Origin of the sequence: Streptococcus sp. NPS 308 (genome assembly GCF_002355895.1) — a bacterium.
Lineage (GTDB): Bacteria > Bacillota > Bacilli > Lactobacillales > Streptococcaceae > Streptococcus.
This window is the reverse complement of record NZ_AP017652.1, coordinates 1,377,688-1,401,737: the sequence shown is the minus strand read 5'-3', so window position 1 is coordinate 1,401,737 and position 24,050 is coordinate 1,377,688. Positions and strand designations below refer to the sequence as shown.

The 24,050-nt window shown below is 41.0% G+C and carries 28 protein-coding genes; 22 read left to right on the top strand and 6 right to left on the bottom strand.

The window, feature by feature from the left end:
• The first annotated feature begins 24 nt into the window (after window positions 1-24).
• The 4 genes from SNAG_RS07350 (at window position 25) to brnQ (ending at window position 2,848) form a co-directional block, all read left to right on the top strand.
• On the top strand, window positions 25-609 hold the full coding sequence (locus SNAG_RS07350) for a uracil-DNA glycosylase family protein (protein ID WP_096407995.1): 585 nt from the start codon (window positions 25-27) through the stop codon (window positions 607-609).
• Window positions 610-621: 12 nt separating this feature from the next.
• Complete coding sequence (locus SNAG_RS07345; RefSeq protein ID WP_096407992.1) at window positions 622-1,113, top strand: prolyl-tRNA synthetase associated domain-containing protein; 492 nt, start codon at window positions 622-624, stop codon at window positions 1,111-1,113.
• A 21-nt stretch (window positions 1,114-1,134) separates the two neighbouring features.
• Window positions 1,135-1,353 carry a rhodanese-like domain-containing protein gene (locus SNAG_RS07340; protein WP_096407990.1) on the top strand — a complete coding sequence of 73 codons (219 nt, stop codon included), beginning with the start codon at window positions 1,135-1,137 and terminating at the stop codon, window positions 1,351-1,353.
• A 169-nt stretch (window positions 1,354-1,522) separates the two neighbouring features.
• Window positions 1,523-2,848 carry a branched-chain amino acid transport system II carrier protein gene (gene brnQ / locus SNAG_RS07335; RefSeq protein WP_172842401.1) on the top strand — a complete coding sequence of 442 codons (1,326 nt, stop codon included), beginning with the start codon at window positions 1,523-1,525 and terminating at the stop codon, window positions 2,846-2,848.
• A gap of 36 nt (window positions 2,849-2,884) precedes the next feature.
• Here the strand turns inward: brnQ and SNAG_RS07330 are convergent, their stop codons facing one another.
• Together SNAG_RS07330 and SNAG_RS07325 are read right to left on the bottom strand one after the other, a co-directional pair.
• The gene (locus tag SNAG_RS07330; protein ID WP_096408877.1) at window positions 2,885-3,436 is read right to left on the bottom strand and encodes a DUF1307 domain-containing protein; all 552 of its coding nucleotides are present in this window, start codon (window positions 3,434-3,436) and stop codon (window positions 2,885-2,887) included.
• Between the two features lie 285 nt (window positions 3,437-3,721).
• A complete protein-coding gene (locus SNAG_RS07325; protein ID WP_096407984.1) occupies window positions 3,722-4,273 on the bottom strand; it encodes a DUF1307 domain-containing protein in 552 nt (183 codons plus the stop codon).
• Window positions 4,274-4,409: 136 nt separating this feature from the next.
• Between SNAG_RS07325 and SNAG_RS07320 the strand changes: the two genes are divergently transcribed.
• The 17 genes from SNAG_RS07320 (at window position 4,410) to SNAG_RS07240 (ending at window position 17,697) form a co-directional block, all read left to right on the top strand.
• Window positions 4,410-5,447 carry a M42 family metallopeptidase gene (locus SNAG_RS07320; RefSeq protein WP_096408874.1) on the top strand — a complete coding sequence of 346 codons (1,038 nt, stop codon included), beginning with the start codon at window positions 4,410-4,412 and terminating at the stop codon, window positions 5,445-5,447.
• A 1-nt stretch (window position 5,448) separates the two neighbouring features.
• On the top strand, window positions 5,449-5,910 hold the full coding sequence (locus tag SNAG_RS07315; RefSeq protein WP_096407982.1) for an HIT family protein: 462 nt from the start codon (window positions 5,449-5,451) through the stop codon (window positions 5,908-5,910).
• A 17-nt stretch (window positions 5,911-5,927) separates the two neighbouring features.
• Window positions 5,928-6,644: an LD-carboxypeptidase LdcB/DacB gene (gene ldcB / locus SNAG_RS07310; RefSeq protein WP_096407979.1), complete on the top strand. Its 717-nt coding sequence runs from the start codon at window positions 5,928-5,930 to the stop codon at window positions 6,642-6,644.
• 122 nt (window positions 6,645-6,766) lie between these two features.
• Window positions 6,767-7,192 carry a 50S ribosomal protein L11 gene (gene rplK / locus SNAG_RS07305; protein ID WP_001085804.1) on the top strand — a complete coding sequence of 142 codons (426 nt, stop codon included), beginning with the start codon at window positions 6,767-6,769 and terminating at the stop codon, window positions 7,190-7,192.
• A gap of 96 nt (window positions 7,193-7,288) precedes the next feature.
• Complete coding sequence (gene rplA / locus SNAG_RS07300; protein ID WP_001085672.1) at window positions 7,289-7,978, top strand: 50S ribosomal protein L1; 690 nt, start codon at window positions 7,289-7,291, stop codon at window positions 7,976-7,978.
• 484 nt (window positions 7,979-8,462) lie between these two features.
• Window positions 8,463-9,221 (top strand): class I SAM-dependent methyltransferase, encoded by a 759-nt coding sequence (locus tag SNAG_RS07295; RefSeq protein ID WP_001287236.1) that lies wholly within the window; start codon window positions 8,463-8,465, stop codon window positions 9,219-9,221.
• 86 nt (window positions 9,222-9,307) lie between these two features.
• The gene (locus SNAG_RS07290) at window positions 9,308-9,820 is read left to right on the top strand and encodes an adenine phosphoribosyltransferase (RefSeq protein WP_001049316.1); all 513 of its coding nucleotides are present in this window, start codon (window positions 9,308-9,310) and stop codon (window positions 9,818-9,820) included.
• Window positions 9,821-10,006: 186 nt separating this feature from the next.
• Window positions 10,007-10,951 carry a homoserine O-acetyltransferase MetA gene (gene metA / locus SNAG_RS07285; RefSeq protein WP_096407977.1) on the top strand — a complete coding sequence of 315 codons (945 nt, stop codon included), beginning with the start codon at window positions 10,007-10,009 and terminating at the stop codon, window positions 10,949-10,951.
• 8 nt (window positions 10,952-10,959) lie between these two features.
• Entirely contained in the window at window positions 10,960-11,637 is a 678-nt protein-coding gene (locus tag SNAG_RS07280; protein ID WP_096407974.1) for a DnaD domain-containing protein, read from the top strand.
• A 96-nt stretch (window positions 11,638-11,733) separates the two neighbouring features.
• Window positions 11,734-12,492: a triose-phosphate isomerase gene (gene tpiA, locus SNAG_RS07275; protein WP_096407972.1), complete on the top strand. Its 759-nt coding sequence runs from the start codon at window positions 11,734-11,736 to the stop codon at window positions 12,490-12,492.
• 192 nt (window positions 12,493-12,684) lie between these two features.
• Entirely contained in the window at window positions 12,685-13,203 is a 519-nt protein-coding gene (locus SNAG_RS07270) for a Dps family protein (protein WP_096407969.1), read from the top strand.
• A 211-nt stretch (window positions 13,204-13,414) separates the two neighbouring features.
• Window positions 13,415-13,753, top strand: coding sequence for a zinc ribbon domain-containing protein YjdM (locus SNAG_RS07265; RefSeq protein ID WP_096407966.1), 339 nt, complete (start codon window positions 13,415-13,417; stop codon window positions 13,751-13,753).
• A gap of 2 nt (window positions 13,754-13,755) precedes the next feature.
• Complete coding sequence (locus SNAG_RS07260; protein WP_096407964.1) at window positions 13,756-14,379, top strand: Pr6Pr family membrane protein; 624 nt, start codon at window positions 13,756-13,758, stop codon at window positions 14,377-14,379.
• A gap of 115 nt (window positions 14,380-14,494) precedes the next feature.
• On the top strand, window positions 14,495-15,646 hold the full coding sequence (locus tag SNAG_RS07255; protein ID WP_096407962.1) for an MFS transporter: 1,152 nt from the start codon (window positions 14,495-14,497) through the stop codon (window positions 15,644-15,646).
• Between the two features lie 99 nt (window positions 15,647-15,745).
• A complete protein-coding gene (gene truA / locus SNAG_RS07250) occupies window positions 15,746-16,495 on the top strand; it encodes a tRNA pseudouridine(38-40) synthase TruA (protein WP_096407959.1) in 750 nt (249 codons plus the stop codon).
• Entirely contained in the window at window positions 16,485-17,258 is a 774-nt protein-coding gene (locus SNAG_RS07245; RefSeq protein WP_096407956.1) for a bifunctional hydroxymethylpyrimidine kinase/phosphomethylpyrimidine kinase, read from the top strand. Before truA ends, SNAG_RS07245 begins: the two co-directional genes overlap by 11 nt.
• A complete protein-coding gene (locus SNAG_RS07240) occupies window positions 17,236-17,697 on the top strand; it encodes an ECF transporter S component (RefSeq protein WP_096407954.1) in 462 nt (153 codons plus the stop codon). The genes SNAG_RS07245 and SNAG_RS07240 overlap by 23 nt, the downstream gene beginning before the upstream one ends.
• Window positions 17,698-17,739: 42 nt before the next feature.
• Here SNAG_RS07240 and SNAG_RS07235 read toward each other — a convergent pair whose 3' ends face one another.
• The 4 genes from SNAG_RS07235 to SNAG_RS07220 all read right to left on the bottom strand — a co-directional run bounded on the left by SNAG_RS07235 (window position 17,740) and on the right by SNAG_RS07220 (window position 22,490).
• Window positions 17,740-18,822 carry a M24 family metallopeptidase gene (locus SNAG_RS07235; RefSeq protein ID WP_096407952.1) on the bottom strand — a complete coding sequence of 361 codons (1,083 nt, stop codon included), beginning with the start codon at window positions 18,820-18,822 and terminating at the stop codon, window positions 17,740-17,742.
• 127 nt (window positions 18,823-18,949) lie between these two features.
• Window positions 18,950-19,732: a lipid II isoglutaminyl synthase subunit GatD gene (gatD, locus tag SNAG_RS07230; protein WP_096407950.1), complete on the bottom strand. Its 783-nt coding sequence runs from the start codon at window positions 19,730-19,732 to the stop codon at window positions 18,950-18,952.
• Entirely contained in the window at window positions 19,732-21,075 is a 1,344-nt protein-coding gene (gene murT / locus SNAG_RS07225; protein ID WP_096407947.1) for a lipid II isoglutaminyl synthase subunit MurT, read from the bottom strand. Before murT ends, gatD begins: the two co-directional genes overlap by 1 nt.
• Before the next feature lie 98 nt (window positions 21,076-21,173).
• Window positions 21,174-22,490: an FAD-containing oxidoreductase gene (locus SNAG_RS07220; RefSeq protein ID WP_096407945.1), complete on the bottom strand. Its 1,317-nt coding sequence runs from the start codon at window positions 22,488-22,490 to the stop codon at window positions 21,174-21,176.
• Between the two features lie 192 nt (window positions 22,491-22,682).
• Here SNAG_RS07220 and SNAG_RS07215 point away from each other — a divergent pair, with 192 nt between their 5' ends.
• A complete protein-coding gene (locus SNAG_RS07215) occupies window positions 22,683-23,909 on the top strand; it encodes an L-lactate MFS transporter (RefSeq protein WP_061408631.1) in 1,227 nt (408 codons plus the stop codon).
• The last annotated feature ends 141 nt before the right edge of the window (window positions 23,910-24,050 follow it).

Sequence of the window (24,050 nt, the reverse complement as noted above, 5' to 3'; positions counted from 1 at the left end):
GACTTCTTTTTGGAGGGAAACTAGATGTCTCAAATCGAAAAGATCAAACAAGCCATCATGGCAGATTCGCAAAACAAAAGCTATACAGATCAGGGGATAGAGCCCCTCTTTGCAGCGCCAAAGACAGCTCGTATCAATATCATCGGTCAGGCACCTGGACTTAAAACCCAAGAAGCAGGTCTTTACTGGAAGGATAAAAGCGGGGATCGCTTGCGGGACTGGTTAGGTGTTGATGAAGACACCTTTTACAATTCAGGGTTGTTTGCAGTTATTCCCATGGACTTTTATTTCCCAGGACATGGAAAATCAGGCGACCTTCCACCCCGTAAAGGCTTTGCCGAAAAATGGCACCCACAACTCCTCAAGGAATGTCCAAATATTGAATTGACCCTTTTGATTGGACAATATGCTCAGGCCTACTATCTTCATGAGAAAATCAGTGGTAAGGTAACAGAGAGAGTTCGACACTATCAGGATTATTTGCCAGAATTTTTCCCTCTGGTTCACCCTTCTCCCCGTAATCAAATCTGGATGGCTAAGAATCCTTGGTTTGAGTCAGAAGTGGTGCCAGAATTGCAAACATTGGTACAAAAGATTATTCATCAATAAAGGAGAAAAACTATGGACGCTTATCAACAAGTAGCTAATAAGTTGCAAGAGTTGGGAATCACCTTTGATGTGGTGGAGCACCCACCTGTATTTACGACAGAGCAGGCAGATAGCTATATTGAAGGAAGGGAAGGAGTCCGGACTAAGTCCATGTTTTTGACCAATAGGAAGAAAACTCAGTACTATCTACTCATCATGGATGACAAGAAACGATTGGATATGGATGACTTTAAAGTTCAAGTGGGAGCCGATCGGATTCGAATGGCCTCATTGGACTCCTTGGCTGAGAAAATGAACCTGCCAGCAGGAACGGTATCACCTTTTGGTTTGTTAAATAATGATGAAAAAGACATTCTAGTATATTTTGATAAGGACATTGTATCAGAAGATATTATGGCTTTCCATCCCAATACTAATGAAAAGACCATCTTTATCAAAAGCAAAGACTTGTTCCGATTTTTAGAGTCGATTGGATTTACTTATAAGTTTTTAACTTTGCGTTAAAGGCATCAAAAAGAAGAAATGATGAAAGAAATTGTTTTTGACAAATTCTACCAACTTTACCAGAAAGAATCCCTTTCTGTATTAGATGTGAGAGGAGTAGAAGAGTTGGACAATGAGCAGTTGCATTATGTCATTTGTAAATCAGGGATGAGATCAGCTTGTGCTTACCAGTTCTTGGAGGAGCATGGATATAAGGCCATCAATGTTCAAGGTGGCATGACGGCCTTTGAAAATCTTTAAAATTTGCATTTCTCTTACTTGGTGTGGACTAGGTAGGAGAAATTTATTTTTAGATAATTCTTATTTTTAAAAATATTGAAAACATTCAATATTTAATCAGAGATGCTTTTTTCAAAGTCCTAATCATGGTATACTAGGTCAGTATTTTAGAAATATGAAGGAGATTTTTATGGCTAAAAAAGGTGCCCTAACAGGCTTGCTCCTGTTTGGAATATTTTTTGGTGCGGGAAACTTGATTTTTCCACCTTCTCTAGGTGCCCTATCTGGAGAACAGTTTCTTCCTGCCATCGCAGGTTTTGTCTTTTCAGGTGTCGGTATTGCCGTCTTGACACTTATCATCGGAACACTCAATCCTAAAGGATACATTTATGAGATTTCTAAGAAAATCTCACCTTGGTTTGCGACTCTTTATCTTGCAGTCCTCTATCTATCGATTGGTCCCTTCTTTGCCATTCCACGTACAGCAACAACAGCTTACGAGGTCGGTATCAGCCCTCTCTTGTCTGAAGCAAATAAAGGCCTAGGATTGATTATCTTTACCGTGCTTTACTTTGCCGCAGCCTATCTGATTTCACTCAATCCATCAAAGATTTTGGATCGTATCGGACGAATCTTGACGCCAGTCTTTGCTTTGCTTATCGTTATCTTAGTAGTACTTGGTGCTTTTAAATATGGTGGAACAAGTCCCCAAGTAGCTTCAGAAACCTATCAAGCATCTGCTTTCGGAACAGGATTCCTAGAAGGCTATAATACCCTGGATGCCCTAGCCTCAGTGGCCTTCAGTGTCATCGCTGTTCAAACCTTGAAACAACTTGGATTTTCAAGTAAGAAAGAATACATCTCAACTATTTGGGTTGTTGGTATTGTGGTAGCTCTTGCCTTCAGTGCTCTCTATATTGGTCTAGGATTCCTTGGAAATCACTTCCCAGTTCCTGCAGAAGTCATGAAGGGTGGAACTCCAGGTGTTTATATCTTGTCACAAGCAACTCAGGAAATCTTTGGTTCAACGGCTCAACTCTTCCTTGCTGTTATGGTAACTGTAACCTGCTTCACAACGACAGTTGGCTTGATCGTCTCGACAGCAGAGTTCTTTAACGGACGTTTCCCACAAATCAGCTACAAGGTCTATGCAACTGCCTTTACCTTGATTGGATTTGCTATTGCCAACCTCGGTCTGGACGCAATCATCAAGTACTCAATTCCAGTACTGGTTATCTTGTATCCAATCACTATTGCCATTGTGATGATTGTGATTGTTAATAAGTTTGTACCTCTATCAAAACCGGGTATGCAGTTAACAATAGGAGTTGTCACAGCAATCGCTGTTGCAAGTGTTCTTGGAAGCTCCTTTAAGATTGAGTTTCTAGCAAATCTTGTGAATGCTTTGCCTTTTGCTAAGGCGTCCCTCCCTTGGTTGGTCCCTGCTATCATTGGAATCTTGCTTTCCTTGGTCCTTCCTAACAAGCAAGAAAGCGATGTTTTTGAAATGGAATAAAAAAACTTGGCCTTGGCCAAGTTTTTTCTATTAATCTTAGTTGGTTTTTTCAGTGTAACCAGATTCTTCAAGCATTTTCTTCGAAGCTGCATAACTTATACGGTTTCCAAAGCCAGAAAATTCGTTTGGCATTGCTTTTTTTAGGTCAGCAAGAGTTGCAACAGTCATGTCAACTTCCATGCTTAGAATAACTTTTTCGTCTTTGATTTCAATTTTTTGTGTTACCCCTTTGACACCCTCATAACCTTTATAAGTATCCTCAACAATTTCTTTAATGCCTTCTGCTGTATTATCAAGTTTAGCAGGATCAAAAACATTATAAACTGTTTGTTTTAGAATGTTGTCTTCTTTTACAGTATAAGCTAAGGTAGACTCAATACCAGGCTTGCTGTTGTGAACAAAGGTGTGAGTTGTCGTTTCCTCTTTCTTTTCAGATGATTGTTGGCTGCTCTGCTTGGTTTCGCTTGACTGAGCAGTTTTGTCTTCTTTGCCACTACTATTGGTAGGAGTTGATGCTTGTTTAGAGCATCCCATTAGAAGGACGAGAGCAGCCGCAAGGACAAGAGATGTTTTAAAGTAAGATTTCATATCCATTGCTTTCCTTTCATAATCAAAGTATTTGTATTATAACACGAATGGAGGATGCAAGCAATCAGAAGAAGCTAGTAAACAATCCCACTGACAGTAAAAAGATATGCTTGGATTTGCCTTCTTGGCTAGCTTCTAGCTCTTAATCTCTATTTCATTTGATCAAGGATTTCATTTTGATTGATTCCCTCGTGATATAAGAAAACACCCCAAAGATAGCTTGGTGACTATCGTATGGGGTGGCCATTATAAGGTCAGGTTTTTGTCTGTTTTGAGGATGAAAGATTAGTTGCTTTCTTCAGTGAATCCCATTCCTTCTAGTGCTTTTTTAGAGTTTGAGAAGCTGACACGATTGCCGATACCAGAATATTCTTCAGGAAGTGCTTTTCTAAGTTCGCTAATGCTTGCAACTGAAAAGTCTACTTCGAGATCTTGAACAACTTTTCCATCTTTGATTTCAATCGTTTGTTTAACACCTTTGAGTCCATTATAACCTTTGTACTTTTCTTCGATAAAACTCTTGACATCTTCTGGAGTTGCACCAAGGATTTCAGGATCAGCAATGTTATGAGCTGATTGCTTGATAACATTGTCGCCGTCTACAGTATAAACCAAGGTAGAAGTGATTCCAGAATTGCTTTTGTTTACAAAGGTATGTGTTTTAGTTGTTTCTTTCTTTTCAGATGATTGTTCAGTGCTTTGTTTGCTCTCACTTGACTGAGTTGTTTTGTCTTCTTTGCTACTGCGGTTGGTAGGTGTTGATGCTTGTTTGGAACATCCGAGTAGGAGGACAAGTGAAGCCACAAGGGCTAGCGATACTTTAAAGTATGATTTCATATTTTTTACTTTCCTTTCATAATCAAAGTATTTGTATTATAACATGGATCTATAGTGAAATCAACTAGAAGGATAAGACCCTTTTCCAAAGGGATCCAGCTAGAAAAGTGATATAATGGTAGGAAGAGGTGAAGAAATGAATCAAACTGTAAACTATATCAAAGAATTAACCGCTATTGCATCTCCAACGGGCTTTACTCGTGAGATTTCAGACTACCTAGTCCATACTTTAGAAGAGCTTGGTTACCAGCCGGTTCGTACAGCCAAGGGCGGTGTCAATGTGACCATCAAAGGTCAAAACGACGAAGAACATCGCTATGTAACTGCCCATGTGGACACACTTGGAGCCATTGTGCGTGCAGTCAAGCCAGATGGTCGTCTCAAATTGGACCGTATCGGTGGTTTTCCTTGGAACATGATTGAGGGAGAAAACTGTACCGTTCATGTGGCTAGTACAGGTAAAACGGTATCTGGAACGATCCTCATCCACCAGACATCTTGCCATGTCTACAAAGATGCAGGAACTGCAGAACGTACGCAGGACAATATGGAAGTGCGTTTGGACGAAAAAGTGACCAATGAAAAAGAAACCCGCGCCTTGGGCATTGAAGTTGGTGACTTCATTAGCTTTGATCCGCGAACAGTTGTGACGGAAACTGGTTTTATCAAGTCTCGCCACTTGGATGACAAGGTCAGCGCAGCAATTTTACTCAATCTCCTTCGAGTTTATAAAGAAGAAGGAATTGACTTGCCGATGACGACACACTTTGCTTTTTCAGTGTTTGAAGAAGTGGGTCATGGTGCAAACTCCAATATTCCTGATCAGGTAGTAGAATATCTAGCTGTGGATATGGGAGCTATGGGCGATGACCAACAGACGGATGAGTACACATTATCTATCTGTGTCAAGGATGCTTCCGGTCCTTATCACTATGACTTCCGTCAACACTTAGTAGCTTTGGCGAAAGAGCAAGATATTCCATTTAAGCTGGATATCTATCCATTTTATGGATCGGACGCTTCAGCAGCTATGTCTGCAGGAGCAGAGGTCAAGCATGCCCTCCTTGGTGCGGGAATCGAGTCCAGTCACTCTTATGAGCGTACCCACATCGATTCAGTAGTAGCGACTGAGCGTATGGTAGATGCCTATCTCAAGAGCGAGGCGGTATCATAGAATGTGCTTAATCTGTCAGAGAATCGAACTCATCAAAGCTGGAGAAAATCCCTACTTTGTCAAAGAACTAGAAACAGGCTATGTTGTTATTGGAGACCACCAATACTTTAAGGGCTATACCTTATTTTTAGCAAAAGAACATGTCACAGAACTCCATCATATGGAAACTTCTGTAAAACTTCGCTTTTTAAAGGAAATGAGTTTGGTCCAAGAAGCAGTCGCCAAAGCATTTGAGGCTGAAAAGATGAATATTGAACTCCTAGGAAATGGCGATGCCCACGCTCATTGGCATCTTTTTCCGCGAAGAGCAGGTGATATGAAGGGGCACGGACTTAATGGCCGTGGCCCAGTCTGGTGGGTACCCTGGGAAGAAATGGCAGCAGAAGATTGCCAAGTACAATCGCCAGAGCTGGAAGAGATGATTAAAATCTTATCTCATGAATTGGAGAAGCATTTGGCCTAAGAGAGAGGAAGAAAGAAATGAAAAAAAGATATGTCATTTTATCTGGTTTACTAGCATTGACTCTTGCAGCTTGTTCGCAAGAAAAAACGAAAGTTGAAGAAAATACTCAAAAAACAGAACAAACTAGACAACCTGAAGGAACTGTAGGGAGCAAATCCCAAGCTTCTAGTCAGAAGAAGGCAGAAGTTGTCAATAAGGGAGACTACTATAGTATTCAAGGGAAATACGATGAAATTATCCTAGCTAATAAACGTTATCCTTTGTCAAAAGACTACAATCCAGGAGAAAATCCAACAGCTAAAGCGGAGTTGCTCAAACTCATTGCAGCAATGCAAGCAGCTGGCTATCCAATTAGTGACCACTACAGTGGGTTTAGGAGTTATGAAACTCAGGCTAAGCTCTACCAAGACTATGTCAATCAAGACGGGAAGGAAGCGGCGGATCGCTACTCAGCACGACCAGGTTACAGTGAACACCAGACTGGTCTTGCTTTTGATCTTATTGGGACAGATGGTGATTTAGTTACTGAAGAAAAGGCAGCCCAGTGGCTCTTGGACCATGCGGCTGACTATGGCTTTGTTGTCCGCTATCTCAAAGACAAGGAAAAGGAGACCGGCTACATGGCAGAAGAATGGCATCTCCGCTACGTTGGAAAAGAAGCCAAAGAAATTGCTGCAAGTGGTCTCAGTTTGGAAGAGTACTATGGCTTTGAAGGCGGCGATTATGTCGATTAAAAATGAAAGTTTTCTCTTGCATTTTTAGATAAATAGTGTATAATGGAAAAGTATGTGTAAAGCATACTTGTGGGAGGTAAAAATCTTACATTACCGCCAAAACCACAAAGGAGGATTTAAAAATGGCTAAAAAAGTCGAAAAACTTGTAAAATTGCAAATCCCTGCTGGTAAAGCTACACCAGCTCCACCGGTTGGACCTGCTCTTGGTCAAGCTGGTATCAACATCATGGGATTCACAAAAGAGTTCAACGCTCGTACAGCTGATCAAGCTGGAATGATTATTCCAGTTGTTATCTCAGTATACGAAGATAAATCATTTACTTTCATCACTAAGACACCACCAGCTGCTGTTCTTTTGAAGAAAGCTGCAGGTGTTGAAAAAGGATCAGGTACACCTAACAAAACAAAAGTTGCTTCAGTTACTCGTGCGCAAGTACAAGAAATTGCAGAAACTAAGATGCCAGATTTGAACGCTGCAAACCTTGAGTCTGCAATGCGTATGATCGAAGGTACTGCTCGTTCTATGGGATTCAACGTTGTTGACTAATCAATAACATCCCAATATAACCCGCAAGACTTCATCATTTCGAGAAGTGACGTGGGAGATGAAAATCGATTGAACCACTTACAAGGAGAATAGAAAATGGCTAAAAAAAGCAAACAACTTCGTGCTGCTCTTGAGAAAATCGACAGCACAAAAGCGTACAGCGTAGAAGAAGCTGTAGCTCTTGCAAAAGAAACTAACTTTGCAAAATTTGATGCAACTGTAGAAGTTGCTTACAACTTGAACATTGACGTTAAAAAAGCTGACCAACAAATCCGTGGAGCAATGGTATTGCCAAACGGTACTGGTAAAACAGCTCGCGTTCTTGTATTTGCACGTGGTGCAAAAGCTGAAGAAGCAAAAGCTGCTGGTGCAGACTTCGTTGGTGAAGATGACCTTGTTGCTAAAATCAACGACGGTTGGTTGGACTTCGACGTAGTTATCGCAACACCTGATATGATGGCTCTTGTTGGACGTCTTGGACGTGTCCTTGGACCACGTAACTTGATGCCAAACCCTAAAACTGGTACTGTAACAATGGATGTTGCTAAAGCAGTTGAAGAGTCTAAAGGTGGTAAAATCACTTACCGTGCAGACCGTGCAGGTATCGTACAAGCTATCATCGGTAAAGTTTCATTTGAAGCTGACAAGTTGGTTGAAAACTTCAAAGCATTCAACGAAACAATCCAAAAAGCGAAACCAGCTACTGCTAAAGGAACTTACGTAACAAGCTTGACAATCACAACTACTCAAGGTGTTGGTATCAAGGTTGACGTGAACTCACTTTAATCAATAAATATATAAAAAACGAGTACAAAAGTGCTCGTTTTTTAGGTACAACGGGCATTCCGTTCATCTGAGGTGTAAGTCCTCTGTGGGTACCATATACTAGTAAACCCAAAAGTGATTCCCAAGCCTGACTATTGTGAGTAGCTGATCGAACGGCATTAGGATAGACTGTTTAAGTCTGACGTTGGAAACAAGAATCGGCAGAGAAAGAGATAGAGAAATCTTGGCTATACGAATAGGCACGTGATAGTAAAGCGTATATAGCGGATAAGGAGGCCAGCAACTCTAAAGTACAAATATGTAGTCGTAACCTATATGCGTAAACTACGTGAGCAATTGAATTCGAACTAGAGAGGTGATTAATAGATTTATGCTATAGTCATGGCAGTTTGTATACTTTTGATTCTAGTTTATCAAATAATAGATTAGAATTGTCAGATAATATAATTTTATGTTATAATGAAGAAAAAATAGAGGTGTTCAAATGTCAGAAGCAGGTCATAAGTTTTTAGCAAAACTGGGAAAAAAACGCTTACGTCCAGGTGGAAAACGTGCTACAGATTGGTTAATTGCGGAAGGAGGATTTTCAAAAGAAAAGAGAATACTAGAAGTTGCGTGCAATAGGGGAACTACAGCAATTGAGTTGGCACAGCGTTTTGGTTGTAAGATAACTGCTGTTGATATGGATGGACAAGCCTTAGAAGTGGCTAAAAAATCTGCTGAAACGGCAGGTGTTGGTCATTTGATCAGATTTGAAAGAGCAAACGCAATGAAACTTCCTTATGAAGATGCTAGTTTTGATATTGTTATAAATGAAGCTATGCTGACTATGCAAGCCGATCAAGCTAAGAAAAAATGTGTAATGGAGTATCTAAGGGTTTTAAAACCTGAAGGTCTTCTTTTGACACATGATGTGCTTCTTAAGGAAGCTAAAGAGTCTGTCAGACAGGAATTGTCACAAGCAATTCATGTAAATGTAGGTCCTTTAACTCAAGATGGTTGGGAACAGGTGATGATAGAATCAGGTTATCGTGATGTGAAAATATTGACTGGTGAAATGACATTAATGAAATTATCAGGTATGATTTATGACGAAGGTTGGCTAGGAACTTTGAAAATTTGCGTAAATGCTTGTAAAAAGGAGAATAGAAAGCAGTTTTTAACTATGTATAAAATGTTTGCTAAGAATAAACAGAAATTGGGCTTTATTGCTATGGCTAGTTATAAATCGTCAAATCGTTAGATAATTATTGAAGTTAACTTTTCCTTTTTTCTTTCTTAAAAAATATGCTATAATAGAGAGTAAAAAACTTTGAAAGAAAGAAAAAGATGAATTTAAAAGATTATATCGCAACGATTGAAAATTATCCTAAGGAAGGTATTACCTTCCGTGATATCAGCCCTTTGATGGCAGATGGAAATGCTTATAGCTACGCTGTTCGTGAAATTGTTCAGTATGCAACCGATAAGAAGATCGACATGATCGTGGGCCCAGAGGCTCGCGGCTTTATCGTGGGCTGTCCTGTTGCTTTTGAGTTGGGAATTGGCTTTGCTCCTGTTCGTAAACCAGGGAAATTGCCACGTGAAGTCATTTCTGCTGACTATGAGAAAGAGTACGGTATTGATACCTTGACCATGCATGCTGATGCGATCAAGCCAGGCCAACGTGTTCTCATCGTAGATGATCTCTTGGCAACAGGTGGAACTGTCAAGGCAACGATTGAGATGATTGAAAGGCTTGGTGGAGTTGTAGCCGGTTGTGCTTTCTTGATTGAGTTGGATGAGCTTAAAGGCCGTGAAAAAATCGGAGACTACGATTACAAGGTACTTATGCATTATTAATGAAAAACAGTCCTTGGGGCTGTTTTCTCTTCATCTGCTATATAAATTAACTATAGCTAGTTAGAGAAAAACTATAATTGAAAACTATATCTTCATACAGTATAATAAAAGGAAGAAGTATTTGGAGGTTTTTACTTTCAAACAGACAAGATCATTCCCGAAATAGAGAACTGTTAGGAGGGTATTATGCCGATTCGAATTGATAAAAAATTACCAGCTGTGGAGATTTTAAGGACAGAAAATATCTTTGTTATGGACGACCAACGGGCTGCTCATCAGGATATTCGCCCCTTGAAGATTTTGATTTTAAATCTCATGCCTCAAAAAATGGTAACAGAAACGCAACTCTTACGGCATTTGGCTAATACCCCTTTGCAATTAGATATTGATTTCTTATATATGGAAACACATCGTTCCAAGACAACTCGTGCCGAACATATGGAAACCTTCTATAAGACCTTTCCAGAGGTCAAGGATGACTTTTTTGATGGAATGATTATCACAGGAGCACCAGTGGAGCATTTGCCTTTTGAGGAGGTAGATTACTGGGAGGAATTCAAGCAGGTAATCGAATGGTCCAAGACGCATGTTTTTTCAACCCTCCATATCTGTTGGGGAGCACAAGCAGGTCTTTATGTTCGCTATGGCGTTGAAAAGCACCAGATGGATCGGAAACTATCAGGCATTTATCCACAAGATACCTTGAAAGAGGGGCACCTTCTTTTTAGAGGGTTTGATGATCGCTATGTAGCTCCTCATTCTCGTCATACTGAGATTTTAAAAGAAGAAATCTTAAATAAGACCAATCTGGAGATTCTGTCAGAAGGTCCTGAAGTTGGGGTTTCTATCCTAGCTAGTCGAGATTTGCGTGAGATTTATAGTTTTGGTCATTTGGAGTATGATCGTGACACTTTGGCAAGAGAGTATTTTCGTGATTATGAGGCAGGACTTAATCCTCATATTCCGGAAAATTACTTCAAAAATGATGATGTGAATGAGACGCCCTGTCTCTGTTGGTCTTCATCAGCTGCCCTCTTTTTCAGTAACTGGGTTAACTATGCTGTTTATCAGGAAACTCCCTTTGACTGGAAAAAGGTAGAGGACGATGCGGCTTCATTTGGATATTTATAAGAGGAATTATGACATATTTTGACGCTTTTAAATCAGGGAACTTGGTTTTGCCAAGTGCCCTGCTCTTGCATTTTAAGGAACTCTTTCCTTCCAGCGAAGATTTTCTCGTCTGGCAATTTTTCTATTTACAAAATACCACAGCCCTAGGAGATGTTTCGCCTAGCCAGATTGCTGAAATTATTGGCAAAGAGGTAGCAGATGTCAACCAATCCATTTCAAACTTGACTGAAAATGGTTTGCTACAATATCAGACCATTGAACTAAATGGGGAAATTGAGCTCATTTTTGATGCTAGTTTGGCTTTTGAACGCTTGGATAGCTTGCTAGACAGCCAAACTCCAGCTACAACTGCTCCAAATCCGCAGAATCAGTTGAAGGCTCTGGTTGAAACTTTTCAGCAGGAATTGGGACGCTTATTAACACCATTTGAAATCGAAGATCTTTCTAAGACTGTCAAAGAAGACGGGGTTAAGGCGGATTTGATCAAGGAAGCTCTTCGAGAAGCCGTTCTCAATGGCAAACCAAACTGGAAATATATTCAAGCCATCCTTCGGAATTGGCGGCATGAAGGCATCCAGTCTGTGGCTCAGGTAGAGGCCAAACGAGCAGAGCGAGAGGCTAACAATCCCAAACAAGTTCAGGCTTCGGCTGATTTCCTCGATGCTATGAATTTGTGGCAAAATTAGTCGCTTGAAAAATCTTGAAAATTAGAGTAAGGTTTGCAAGCTCCTTATAAATATGATAGAATATTAGTGAATAAAATGAAAAAAGAGGTATGTGAAATGTCACGTAAACCATTTATCGCTGGTAACTGGAAAATGAACAAAAATCCAGAAGAAGCAAAAGCTTTCGTTGAAGCCGTTGCATCAAAACTTCCTTCATCAGACCTTGTTGAAGCAGGTATCGCAGCTCCTGCAGTTGATTTGACAGCTGTTCTTGCTGCTGCTAAAGGTTCAAACCTTAAAGTTGCTGCTCAAAACTGCTACTTTGAAAATGCAGGTGCTTTCACTGGTGAAACTAGCCCACAAGTTTTGAAAGAAATCGGTACTGACTACGTTGTTATCGGTCACTCAGAGCGTCGTGACTACTTCCATGAAACTGACGAAGATATCAACAAAAAAGCAAAAGCAATCTTTGCAAACGGTATGCTTCCAATCATCTGTTGTGGTGAGTCACTTGAAACTTACGAAGCTGGTAAAGCTGCTGAATTCGTAGGTGCTCAAGTATCTGCTGCATTGGCTGGATTGACAGCTGAACAAGTTGCTGCATCAGTTATCGCTTATGAGCCAATCTGGGCTATCGGTACTGGTAAATCAGCTTCACAAGACGACGCACAAAAAATGTGTAAAGTTGTTCGTGACGTTGTAGCTGCTGACTTTGGTCAAGAAGTTGCTGACAAAGTTCGTGTTCAATACGGTGGTTCAGTTAAACCTGAAAACGTTGCAGAATACATGGCTTGCCCAGATGTGGACGGTGCCCTTGTTGGTGGAGCATCACTTGAAGCTGAAAGCTTCTTGGCATTGCTTGACTTTGTAAAATAATCTAGATTATTCCAGACAGTCTTCTAAGACTGTCTTTTTTTAAAAAAAAGACTGTATATTTTTCTTAAATTATCAGTCTATTGCAACTTTTCTCAGATAGTACACTTTCCTTGATATCATTTTCTGGTAGTAGTATACTTGTATTATAGCTACTGTGAAGTGGTTATAAAAAAATGAAAAGAGGTAAGAAATATGGTTGAATTGAAAAAAGAAGCAGTAAAAGACGTTACAACATTATCTAAAACAGCGCCAGTAGCATTGGCAAAAACAAAGGAAGTATTGAACCAAGCAGTAGCGGACTTGTATGTGGCTCACGTTGCCCTTCACCAAGTTCACTGGTATATGCGTGGTCGTGGTTTCCTCGTATGGCATCCAAAAATGGATGAATACATGGACAGTCTTGATGGTTATCTTGACGAAATCAGCGAACGTTTGATCACCCTTGGTGGCAAACCTTACTCAACTTTGACAGAGTTCCTTCAACACAGTGAAATCGAAGAAGAAGAAGGAGAATTCCGTAACGTTGAAGAAAGCTTGGAACGTGTTCTAGCAATTTATCGCTACCTCATCACTCTTTTCCAAAAAGCTTTGGATGTAACTGATGAAGAAGGTGATGATGTTACAAACGATATCTTTGTTGGGGCTAAGGCTGAACTTGAGAAAACAGTTTGGATGCTTACAGCAGAACTTGGACAAGCTCCTGGTTTGTAAGATATAGTTGCTACCCCTTTTATCATGAGGTGCTTGATAAGTGCCCATGACCAATCATCTTTTAAAAGTCATGTAACTGTAAAAAGGTGCATGACTTTTTTATTTGCTAGCCCTTAGGAATCATTGTCAAATGTAGGATTTTACGGTATAATAGTTGCTGTTCAAGAAATTTTGATTTTCAAAGAATAGTGAAACGTTATAAGGAGAACCCATGAACAACTTACCAAATTGCCCAAAATGTCATTCAGAATATATCTATGAAGACGGAAGTCTCTTGGTTTGCCCAGAGTGTGCCTATGAATGGAATCCTGCTGAAGTTGCAGAAGTAGAAGAAGGTGTTGTTGCTATCGATGCTAATGGAAATAAATTGGCTGACGGTGATACTGTAACCCTCATCAAGGACTTGAAAGTAAAAGGTGCACCTAAGGATTTGAAACAAGGAACTCGTGTCAAAAATATCCGTATCGTAGAAGGCGACCACAACATCGATTGTAAGATTGATGGTTTTGGAGCTATGAAACTCAAATCAGAATTTGTTAAGAAAATCTAGCCATGAAAATGAACCTGAAATTTATCTTTTATAGCCGTGTGCTCTTGTTCTTAGCGGCTTTCACAGGAGTTTACCTAGAGATTACCAAGCGTGGTGGTTTTGGCATGCTCCTCTACTATACAGTGCTATCCAATCTCTTGGTAACACTTTTTACAGCTTATCTGCTTTATGTGATGAGACAATCTGGTGAAAAATGGCAAAGTCGGCATCTACTCCGTCTCAAGGGCGGAGTTACCATGAGTATCATGATTACTTGTGTCATTTACCATTTTATGCTAGCGCCGATAGCGACTGATTTTTACCGTTTGGAAAATTTCCTCTGTCACTATATCGTTCCTCTTTGGTTTCTAGCTGATACCTTATTATTTGATAAGCAAGGTCAATACAAGATCTGGGATCCAGTATTGTGGACCATCTTGCCCTTGGTTTACATGCTTTTTGCCCTTTTTAATGGCTTAGTATTGAAACTACCTGTACCAAATTCCAAGGTTAGTCCTTTCCCTTATTTCTTTTTAGATGTGGCCAAGGGTTGGGACGTGGTTATTAAATGGTGTTTGACTATCTTTGTGGCCTATATGGTTGCAGGATTTATCTTCTACCTGATCAAGCAAATCAAGCGAAAATAGTCTTCCTATAAGGGAAATTAGGACGGAGTCCCTATGTCAGTTGGGCTCCTTCTTTTCTTGCCATATCCTTTAAAAAAAGATATGATAGTGAGAGAAAAAAACAGAAAGAGAATCCATGAAACAATATTTAGAACGGGCTAGCATTCTAGCCCTCTCCCTCGTTTTGATTACTTCCTTTTCCATTTCAAGTGCTCTACCAGCTATGTTTGACTACTATCAGGGCTATCCCAAAGAACAAATCGAGCTTCTCGTTAGCCTCCCTTCTTTTGGGATTATGATTATGCTAGTCTTAAATGGGGTTTTGGAACGTTTGTTGCCTGAACGTCTTCAGATTAGTCTGGGCCTTGTCATCCTCTCTATCGGTGGAACAGCTCCCTTCTGGTATCAGGATTATAACTTTGTCTTTGCTATGCGGATTTTATTTGGTTTGGGTGTGGGGATGATCAATGCCAAGGCCATTTCCATTATCAGTGAACGCTATCACGGAAAGACACGGATCCAGATGCTAGGTCTAAGGGGATCAGCAGAGGTGGTTGGTGCTTCGATTTTAACTCTAATGGTAGGTCAACTCCTTTCCTTTGGATGGACAGCGACCTTTTTAGCTTATAGTGCTGGATTTTTAGTGTTGATCCTTTATCTGCTATTTGTCCCTTATGGAAAAGAAAAGAAAGAGACTAAGAAAAAAGAGGTTGAAAGCGCTCGTCTGACAGGACAGATGAAAGGCTTGATTTTCCTTTTGGCTGTTGAAGCAGCAGTCGTTGTCTGTACCAACACAGCTATCACCATTCGTATTCCTAGTCTGATGGTAGAAAGAGGTCTAGGGGATGCCCAGTTATCGAGTTTGGTTTTAAGTATCATGCAGTTGATTGGTATCTTGGCAGGTGTGAGTTTTTCTTTCTTTATCTCTCTGTTTAAAGAAAGGTTGCTTCTTTGGTCAGGTATCACCTTTGGATTGGGTCAGATTGTGATTGCCTTGTCTCCGTCATTGGGTGTGATGGTAGTTGGAAGTGTTGTGGCAGGTTTTGCCTACAGCGTAGCCTTGACCACTGTCTTTCAGCTTCTTTCTGAAAGAATCCCAGCCAAGCTCCTTAATCAGGCAACATCTTTTGCAGTGCTAGGATGCAGCTTTGGAGCCTTTACGACACCTTTCATTCTTGGGGCGATTGGCTTTGTGACTCAAAACGGTATGTTGGTCTTCACCATTCTAGGATGCTGGTTGATTGTCACTTCTATCTTTGTTATGTACGCACTTCAAAAGAGAGCTTAGGCTTGATTTCCTAAGTTTTTCTTTTCGGAGTTTTTGTACCCAGACAATTATTAGTTTTTAAACTTGTTTACACTTTTATTTCCTGATAAAATAGAAGTTATGACAAGATATAAAGCAATCATTTCCTATGACGGTTATGCCTTTGCTGGTTTTCAGCGCCAGCCTCATGCGCGGAGCGTTCAAGAGGAAATCGAAAAAACCTTAACGAGACTCAATAAAGGACAGACCATCACTGTCCACGGTGCTGGTCGGACGGATAGTGGGGTTCATGCTCTTGGTCAGGTCATTCATTTTGATCTTCCCTATCAGATGGATGAGGAGAAGCTTCGTTTTGCCCTGGATACCCAATCTCCTGAAGATATTGATGTAATCTCGATGGAGCATGTGGCGGATGATTTTCATTGCCGTTATGCAAAACATAGCAAGACCTATGAGTTTATCGTGGATAGAGGGCGTCCCAAAAATCCTATGCGCCGTCACTATGCTACTCACTTTCCTTATCCGCTCGATGTGGAACGGATGCAGATAGCAATCAAAAAGCTAGAAGGAACCCATGATTTCACTGGTTTTACAGCCTCTGGGACTAGTGTGGAGGATAAGGTTCGCACCATCACAGAAGCGAGTCTTGGGGTGGATGATACAGGCCAGTTTTTGACCTTTACCTTTTCAGGAAATGGATTCTTATATAAACAGATTCGCAATATGGTGGGAACTCTTCTCAAAATCGGCAACAACCGCATGCCAGTTGAGCAGATTGATCTCATCTTGGAGAAGAAGGACAGGCAGCTTGCTGGTCCTACTGCAGCACCAAATGGCTTGTATTTAAAGGAGATTCGTTATGAAGAATAATCGTATTTTAGCTCTTTCTGGGAATGATATTTTTAGTGGTGGTGGTTTGTCAGCTGATTTGGCTACCTATACATTGAACGGCTTGCATGGCTTTGTAGCTGTAACTTGTTTGACATCCTTGACAGAAAAGGGGTTTGAAGTCTTTCCTACGGACGATACTATTTTTCAACATGAGTTGGATAGTTTGCGTGACGTGGACTTTGCAGGGATCAAGATTGGTCTTCTCCCTACTGTCAGTGTGGCTGAGAAGGCACTGGACTTTATCAAGCAACGTCCTGGAGTGCCGGTGGTATTGGACCCCGTCTTGGTCTGCAAGGAAACCCATGATGTGGCAGTCAGCCAACTCTGTCAAGAGTTGATTCGCTTTTTTCCTCATGTCAGTGTGATTACGCCAAATCTTCCTGAAGCAGAATTGTTGGCGGGTCAAGAAATCAAAACTTTGGAAGATATGAAAGCTGCAGCGCAGAAATTGCATGATTTAGGAGTGCCAGCAGTTATTATCAAGGGAGGCAATCGTCTCAGACAAGACAAGGCTGTGGATGTCTTTTATGATGGACAAACTTTTACTATCCTAGAAAATCCCGTTATCCAAGGACAGAATGCTGGGGCAGGTTGTACCTTTGCCTCAAGCATTGCCAGTCACTTGGTTAAAGGTGATGAACTTTTAACAGCAGTGGAGAGCTCTAAAGCTTTCGTTTACCGTGCCATTGCACAAGCAGATCAATATGGAGTAAGACAATATGAAGCAAACAAAAACAACTAAAATCGCCCTTGTATCCCTTCTAACCGCCCTTTCTGTGGTTCTAGGTTATTACTTGAAAATTGGAACGCCAACAGGAATATTGACTCTCTTGGATGCAGGTATTTTCTTTACTGCCTTTTACTTTGGCAGTAAAGAAGGAGCTGTCGTTGGAGGACTAGCAGGATTCCTAATTGACCTTTTATCAGGCTATCCACAGTGGATGTTCTTTAGTTTAGTGAACCATGGCTTGCAAGGATTTTTTGCAGGTTTTAAAGGGAAGTGGCAATGGCTAGGCCTTGTCTTGGCTACTATCGTCATGGTAAGTGGCTACGCCCTAGGTTCTACCCTAATGAATGGCTGGTCAGCAGCCTTGCCAGAAATCCTTCCAAACTTCCTGCAAAATACCTTGGGAATGATTGTAGGGTTTGTAATTTTTCAGAGTGTTAAGAAGATAAAATAAAAAAGTCAGCTATTTGAGCTGACTTTTTGCTTGTCTCTATGTTTAATCAAAATAAAGCAAATCTTTGCTGGTGCTGGTAAAGAGGTCAAATCCATCCTTAGTGACAACACCGCAGTCTTCGATACGAACACCGACTTTGCCCGGGATATAGATACCAGGTTCAACAGAGAAACACATGCCTTCTTCGATGACCATGTCGTTTCCTTCCATGATAGAAGGGTATTCGTGGACATCCATACCGATACCGTGACCGAGACGGTGGTTGAAGTACTCACCGTAACCAGCTTTTTCAATGACTTCACGGGCAGCGCGGTCAACTTCATGTGCAGTCACACCTGGCTTGATAAAGTCAAGGGCAGCTTGTTGGGCTTCAAGGGTCAAGTTGTAAATGTCTTTCTTGAATTGGTCAGGCTTACCGACAGCGACCGTACGAGTCATATCTGAGGCGTAGCCATTAACCATGACACCAAGGTCAAAGAGGAGAAGGGCGTCCTTTTCAACTTTGTTTGCTGCTGGGATACCGTGCGGATTTGCAGCATTATCGCCAGTCAAGACCATGGTATCAAAGCTCATTTCATAGCCTTCACGTTTCATGGCAAAGTCGATTTGGGCAATGATATCTGTCTCAGTCTTGTCAAGAGAAATGTTGTCAAAACCAACTTTTACAGCCTTATCAGCATAGAGACCTGCAAGCATCATTTTTTGGACTTCATCAGCTGATTTGATGAGGCGCATGCGTTGGATGCGAGGAGTGAGGTTTTCAAACTCAGCAGTTTCAAAGACAGTTTTCAGACCATGGTATTTGGTCAAGATGAGGTTGTCAAACTCGACTGTCACACGTTTGAAGTCAAGTTGAGGCAAAGCGTTTTTGATTTTTTGCCATGGATTTTCAGAATCCACATAGCCCACAACTGGGAAGGAAACGGTGCTACTTGCACGTTCTACTTCGAGAGCTGGGACAAAGAGGAGAGGTTCCTGATCTGCAAGAACAAAGAGGAACATTTGGCGTTCATGGGGATCACTGTAAAAGCCAGTGAGGTAATTAATAGTGACGGGGTCAGATACGACAGCGACGTCTATTTTTTCTGATTCAAGATATGTTACGATTTGTTGTAATTTAGACATATGCTACCTTCTTTCTACCCCTCTATTTTGGCAAAAAATGAGAGAAAATGCAAGGGAGAAGGGTAAAAGAACAGGCAAAAAGAACTCCGACAAGATAGGGGAGTTCTTTTATCTAATTTTCCTTAGTTTAAGAAAAGTCTGCCTTACTTTTGACGTCGCTGTATTCTTCAGCGATTTCTTGACTGAGGATGTCCTCATAGGCAGGGAGTTGGATATCCTGACCGTATTTCTTCTTGAGGGCAGTAGTAACCAGGCGATAAGCTAGATTGGCATTACGAGAGAGGATAGGTCCGTGGAAGTAGGAGCCAAAGACATTCTTATAATGAACCCCTTCGCCTACCTTTTCCTCGTTGTTTCCATTTCCATAGACCACCTGTCCCAGCGGTTTTTGGTCATCTGAGAGGAAGGTACGTCCCTGGTGATTTTCAAATCCATAGTAGGTTTCATCGAAGTCTTCATTGTGAATCTTGATGTCGCCGATAAAGCGATTGTTGGTCTGGTTGAGGGTGTAGTGGCCCATGACCCCTAGCCCTTCGATGCGTTTCCCTGAAGCCTCAACATAATATTGGCCCAGTAGCTGGAAACCGCCACAGATAGCTAGAACCACTCCGTCGTTTTGGATGTAGTTGTCAATGCTCTCTTTTTTAGCAGGAAGGTCGCCTGCGATGATGCTTTGTTCAAAGTCTTGACCACCACCGAAAAAGGCGATATCGTAGTGATTTTCATCGAAGCTATCATGGAGTGAAACGATATCAACTGTTACATGAGCCCCAAGTTTTTCAGCTACATACTTGAGCATGAGGATATTCCCGTTATCCCCGTAGGTGTTCATGAGATTGCCGTAGAGGTGGGCGATATTTAGCTGGTATGGATAGTTGCCGTCTTTTGAGGAAAGTGAAGTATAAACCATTAGTTCATCTCCTTTCTAACAATCTGACGATTGGCAAGAAGTTCTCGGAACTCCAGCATAGCTGTATAAGTCGCAAGGATATAAGCATGCTTGCAGTCTTGAGCTTCAATCGTTTTAAGGACTTGTTCCAAGCTACTTGTTTCAGTAATCTTATCGGCTGGATAGCCAGTAACACGTAGACGACGAGCGATTTCCGAATGACGTACTCCTCCAGCGTTAATTTCTGGAATATCCATGTCAGTTATTTGTTCAAAATCAGCATCCCAAATCCAGCTGGTATCAATCCCGTCTGCATAGTTAGCATTGAGGAGAACAGATAGACTAAATGGATAAGGAGCTAGTTTGATCATTTCGATGGCCTGGGTTGCACCGACTGGATTTTTAATCAAAACGAGGGTACATTCTTTATCCCCGATATGGAAGGTTTCTTGGCGTCCAAAGACAGCACGACTCTTGTCAAAACCTTGTTTGATCAGTTGAGAATCTGCGCCGAGGAAACGGGCGATGGCAACTGCAGCTAGGGCGTTGTAGATATTGTAGAGGCCACCGATTTGAATACCATATTCTTGTCCGTCGATAACAAAGCGAGAACGATTGTTAGTCAACTCAACCAATTCTGTTAGACGGTAGTCCAATTCAGGACGCTTGCATCCACAATTTTCACAGATATAAGCTCCCAAGTTGGCATATGTATTGAGTTCATATTTCAAAATACTTTGACATTCAGGGCAGAGAATACCTTCAGTATTGTAGTGAGCCAGTTGTGCTGGACCTTTTTCTAGATCAAAACCAAAATACTGAATAGGATTTGAAATTGCAGGCTTGTAGAAAAGCGGACTATCACCGTTCAGCAGAACAGTAGCTGTAGGAACTTTTCGAATAGCGTCCAAAATCATGTTATAGGTTGTATAGATTTCACCGTAGCGGTCCATCTGATCGCGGAAGATATTGGTGATGACGAAAAGACTAGGATGGATGTAGTCACAGATATGTGAGAGACTGGCTTCATCGATTTCAAGGACAGCGATGTTCTTGCCTGTTTTAGAAGATTTGGCTGTCAAGAAAGTCGTTGTAATCCCCGTAATCATGTTGGCACCACTTGGATTCGTTAAAACTTGACCATAAATTTCCTTTAGGATACCGACAGTGAGAGCGGTCGTCAAGGTTTTCCCATTGGTACCAGTTACCACAACAATCTCGTAGTTCTTAGCTAAATGTTGTAAAATATCTTTATCAAATTGAAGGGCAAGTTTTCCAGGGAGCGTACTTCCACGTCCAAGACGACTCAAAATAAAGTGAGAAGAACGCCCAGCAAGAAGGCCCAAAGTAGTTTTTAATTTCATGTTTCTATTATATCATAAAAGAAAGAAAAGACAGATTTGAGATTTCGCATAAACAAAAACAGCCCGATGAGGGCTGTTAGATACGATGTAGTCTCAACTTAAATCGCAAACAAGTCATTCAAGTTTTCAGCCAATGTTGGGTGAGTGAAGATTTGTTTTGTGAAGTAAGTGTATGGGATTTTGTTATCCATAGCTACAGTAATGATGTTGATGATTTCTTGAGAGCCTTCTGAGAAGATGCTTGCTCCGAGAATTTCTTTTGTTTCAGTATTGACAACAGCTTTGAAGGCTCCGCGAAGGTCGCCATTTACGTGACCACGAGGCATTGCTGCAACAGGGATTTCCTTCACAGCGTATGGAAGTTTCAAATCAGCTGCTTGGCTTTCCGTCAAACCAACTTGTGAAAGTGCAGGTGTGATGAACATGGTGTTTGGCACATTGAGACGGTCTTCGAGTGTGTAGCTGCCATCTCCAGCAAGATAGCTGTAGACAACACGGAAGTCATCAAGTGAAATGTAGGTAAATTGAGGTCCACCGTTGACGTCTCCAACTGCAAAGACACCAGGAACGTTTGTTTGACAGTGTTTGTCAACCTTGATAGCACCACGCTCCGTTAGCTCAATATCGGTATTTTCAAGTTGAAGTGGTTCTACGTTTGGCTTACGTCCAGTTGCGTAGAGAAGGGCGTCGAAACGGTAGGTTTCCTTTTCAGTTACGACAAGCACTTGGTCACCGTCGTTTTTGATTTCAGTAGTACGGATGTTTTGAAGCAATTCAATGCCGTCTTCTTCCATGTATTGTTTAGCAAGAGCTGCAATGGAAGGTTCTGCACGAGGAAGGAATGTATCCAAGGCATCTAGGACTGTGACTTTGCTACCAAGTTTGTTGTAGAGTCCTGCAAATTCAAGACCAATGTTTCCGCCACCAAGGACACCAAGTTTTTCAGGCAATTTGTCCAAGTTTTGGATACCTGTTGAGTCAAAGACGTTTTTGCTTGTAGCAAGTCCAGGGATTGGCAAGACGTTTGAAACAGCACCAGTGTTGATAACGATAGTTTCAGCAGTCAGCTCTTGTTTTTCATCACCAGCCTGGATTTTGATGATTTTGTTTGAAAGGAAGTGAGCTTCCGCATCAAAGATATCTACACCTGTTCCCGCAACAGTAGCATAGTTTTTGCCGTTGAGGCGACTAGTGATGGTATTTTTGGTAGCAATGACTTCTTCAAAAGACAAGTCTTTCTCAGCAGCAACTAATAAGGTCTTAGTTGGGATACAACCGATGTTGATACAAGTTCCACCGTACATAGCTTTGCTACGTTCAATGAGGGCAACTTTTTTGCCAGTTGAAGCCAATTTACCAGCTAGTGTTTTCCCAGCTTTACCAAATCCAATAACGATTAAATCATATGTTAACATTTATAGTCCTCCTATTCGAATTTCATTCTAGCACAAGAAAAAAACTTTTGCACAATTCTGCTACGAAAAAGACAGAAAAAGATAAAAACGCTTTCCAGACAAAAAACTAGTAATTTTTTGACAAGCTTGATAAACTAAAATCCTATCTATTTTTATATAAAATAGAATAAATGTTCGAAAATAGGGGGTTTTATGAAATCGAATCGTTATATTATTGCCTTTGCTGGGGTCATTTTACACTTAATGCTGGGTTCGACTTATGCTTGGAGTGTTTATCGCAACCCTATTATTGAAAAAACGGGATGGGATCAGGCTTCTGTTGCCTTTGCCTTCAGTCTAGCAATCTTTTGTTTGGGATTATCGGCTGCATTTATGGGGCGTTTGGTAGAAAAATTTGGTCCGAGAGTCATGGGGAGTCTATCTGCTTTTCTATACGCAGGTGGAAATATCTTAACAGGATTTGCAATAGATCGGCAGGAGCTGTGGTTGTTGTATCTCGCTTATGGCATTTTAGGTGGGCTTGGTTTGGGAGCAGGCTATATTACCCCTGTGTCAACGATTATAAAATGGTTTCCTGATAAACGTGGTCTCGCAACAGGTTTAGCGATTATGGGGTTTGGTTTTGCTTCTTTATTAACTAGTCCCATAGCGCAACATCTCATCGCAGGGGTAGGGCTTGTAGAAACTTTTTATATTTTAGGTGCAAGTTACTTTATTATCATGCTCCTAGCTTCACAATTCATTAAGCGTCCAAATGAGCAAGAGCTTGCAATTTTATCTGTTTCAGGGAAAGAAAAAACAGCCTCTTTGACGCAAGGAATGGCTGCGAATCAGGCCTTGAAAAGCAATCGGTTTTATATACTTTGGATTATTTTCTTTATCAACATAGCTTGTGGTTTAGGCTTAATTTCAGCGGCATCGCCAATGGCACAGGAAATGGCTGGCTTGTCTACAAGTCATGCAGCAGTTATGGTGGGAGTTTTAGGGATTTTCAATGGGTTTGGTCGTTTGCTCTGGGCGAGTTTATCTGACTATATCGGTCGCCCTCTAACCTTTAGTATATTACTGCTTGTCAATCTTTTCTTTTCTCTCTCACTTTGGCTCTTTACAGATTCCATTTTATTTGTAGTCGCTATGTCTATTTTGATGACTTGCTATGGAGCTGGTTTTTCATTGATTCCGGCTTATCTCAGTGATATTTTTGGAACCAAGGAATTGGCAGCTCTACATGGATATATTTTAACAGCTTGGGCAATGGCTGGTTTAGCAGGGCCTATTTTATTAGCAGAGACTTATAAAATAGCTCATTCTTACACACAAACCTTGTTCGTTTTTCTCATTTTATATAGTATAGCCTTGGCTTTGTCTTATTATCTAGGGCGTTCAATCAAAAAGGAAATCCAAAAACCGCTTACATGATTTTCCTTAAGGATTCTACTATCTTTTGCCCCGCTCTTGTGTTATACTAGATAGGTTGCAAAGAAACTCATACTTTTCTTTCGTGGAAAAGAAGCAACACGGTATCTCGTTTGAAGAAGATACGTCATGAAAAGAAAAGTA

Excerpts from the sequence above, each read along its gene's own strand:
- SNAG_RS07240 (WP_096407954.1), top strand. The coding sequence starts at position 17,236 with ATGAAGCAAACAAAAACAACTAAAATCGCCCTTGTATCCCTTCTAACC.
- SNAG_RS07345 (WP_096407992.1), top strand. The coding sequence starts at position 622 with ATGGACGCTTATCAACAAGTAGCTAATAAGTTGCAAGAGTTGGGAATC.
- SNAG_RS07245 (WP_096407956.1), top strand. The coding sequence starts at position 16,485 with ATGAAGAATAATCGTATTTTAGCTCTTTCTGGGAATGATATTTTTAGT.
- tpiA (WP_096407972.1), top strand. The coding sequence starts at position 11,734 with ATGTCACGTAAACCATTTATCGCTGGTAACTGGAAAATGAACAAAAAT.
- SNAG_RS07280 (WP_096407974.1), top strand. The coding sequence starts at position 10,960 with ATGACATATTTTGACGCTTTTAAATCAGGGAACTTGGTTTTGCCAAGT.
- murT (WP_096407947.1), bottom strand. The coding sequence starts at position 21,075 with ATGAAATTAAAAACTACTTTGGGCCTTCTTGCTGGGCGTTCTTCTCAC.
- SNAG_RS07320 (WP_096408874.1), top strand. The coding sequence starts at position 4,410 with ATGAATCAAACTGTAAACTATATCAAAGAATTAACCGCTATTGCATCT.
- rplA (WP_001085672.1), top strand. The coding sequence starts at position 7,289 with ATGGCTAAAAAAAGCAAACAACTTCGTGCTGCTCTTGAGAAAATCGAC.
- ldcB (WP_096407979.1), top strand. The coding sequence starts at position 5,928 with ATGAAAAAAAGATATGTCATTTTATCTGGTTTACTAGCATTGACTCTT.
- SNAG_RS07260 (WP_096407964.1), top strand. The coding sequence starts at position 13,756 with ATGAAAATGAACCTGAAATTTATCTTTTATAGCCGTGTGCTCTTGTTC.
- SNAG_RS07220 (WP_096407945.1), bottom strand. The coding sequence starts at position 22,490 with ATGTTAACATATGATTTAATCGTTATTGGATTTGGTAAAGCTGGGAAA.
- SNAG_RS07270 (WP_096407969.1), top strand. The coding sequence starts at position 12,685 with ATGGTTGAATTGAAAAAAGAAGCAGTAAAAGACGTTACAACATTATCT.
- SNAG_RS07255 (WP_096407962.1), top strand. The coding sequence starts at position 14,495 with ATGAAACAATATTTAGAACGGGCTAGCATTCTAGCCCTCTCCCTCGTT.
- SNAG_RS07295 (WP_001287236.1), top strand. The coding sequence starts at position 8,463 with ATGTCAGAAGCAGGTCATAAGTTTTTAGCAAAACTGGGAAAAAAACGC.
- metA (WP_096407977.1), top strand. The coding sequence starts at position 10,007 with ATGCCGATTCGAATTGATAAAAAATTACCAGCTGTGGAGATTTTAAGG.
- truA (WP_096407959.1), top strand. The coding sequence starts at position 15,746 with ATGACAAGATATAAAGCAATCATTTCCTATGACGGTTATGCCTTTGCT.
- rplK (WP_001085804.1), top strand. The coding sequence starts at position 6,767 with ATGGCTAAAAAAGTCGAAAAACTTGTAAAATTGCAAATCCCTGCTGGT.
- SNAG_RS07340 (WP_096407990.1), top strand. The coding sequence starts at position 1,135 with ATGAAAGAAATTGTTTTTGACAAATTCTACCAACTTTACCAGAAAGAA.
- gatD (WP_096407950.1), bottom strand. The coding sequence starts at position 19,732 with ATGGTTTATACTTCACTTTCCTCAAAAGACGGCAACTATCCATACCAG.
- brnQ (WP_172842401.1), top strand. The coding sequence starts at position 1,523 with ATGGCTAAAAAAGGTGCCCTAACAGGCTTGCTCCTGTTTGGAATATTT.
- SNAG_RS07325 (WP_096407984.1), bottom strand. The coding sequence starts at position 4,273 with ATGAAATCATACTTTAAAGTATCGCTAGCCCTTGTGGCTTCACTTGTC.
- SNAG_RS07290 (WP_001049316.1), top strand. The coding sequence starts at position 9,308 with ATGAATTTAAAAGATTATATCGCAACGATTGAAAATTATCCTAAGGAA.
- SNAG_RS07330 (WP_096408877.1), bottom strand. The coding sequence starts at position 3,436 with ATGAAATCTTACTTTAAAACATCTCTTGTCCTTGCGGCTGCTCTCGTC.
- SNAG_RS07315 (WP_096407982.1), top strand. The coding sequence starts at position 5,449 with ATGTGCTTAATCTGTCAGAGAATCGAACTCATCAAAGCTGGAGAAAAT.
- SNAG_RS07265 (WP_096407966.1), top strand. The coding sequence starts at position 13,415 with ATGAACAACTTACCAAATTGCCCAAAATGTCATTCAGAATATATCTAT.
- SNAG_RS07215 (WP_061408631.1), top strand. The coding sequence starts at position 22,683 with ATGAAATCGAATCGTTATATTATTGCCTTTGCTGGGGTCATTTTACAC.
- SNAG_RS07350 (WP_096407995.1), top strand. The coding sequence starts at position 25 with ATGTCTCAAATCGAAAAGATCAAACAAGCCATCATGGCAGATTCGCAA.
- SNAG_RS07235 (WP_096407952.1), bottom strand. The coding sequence starts at position 18,822 with ATGTCTAAATTACAACAAATCGTAACATATCTTGAATCAGAAAAAATA.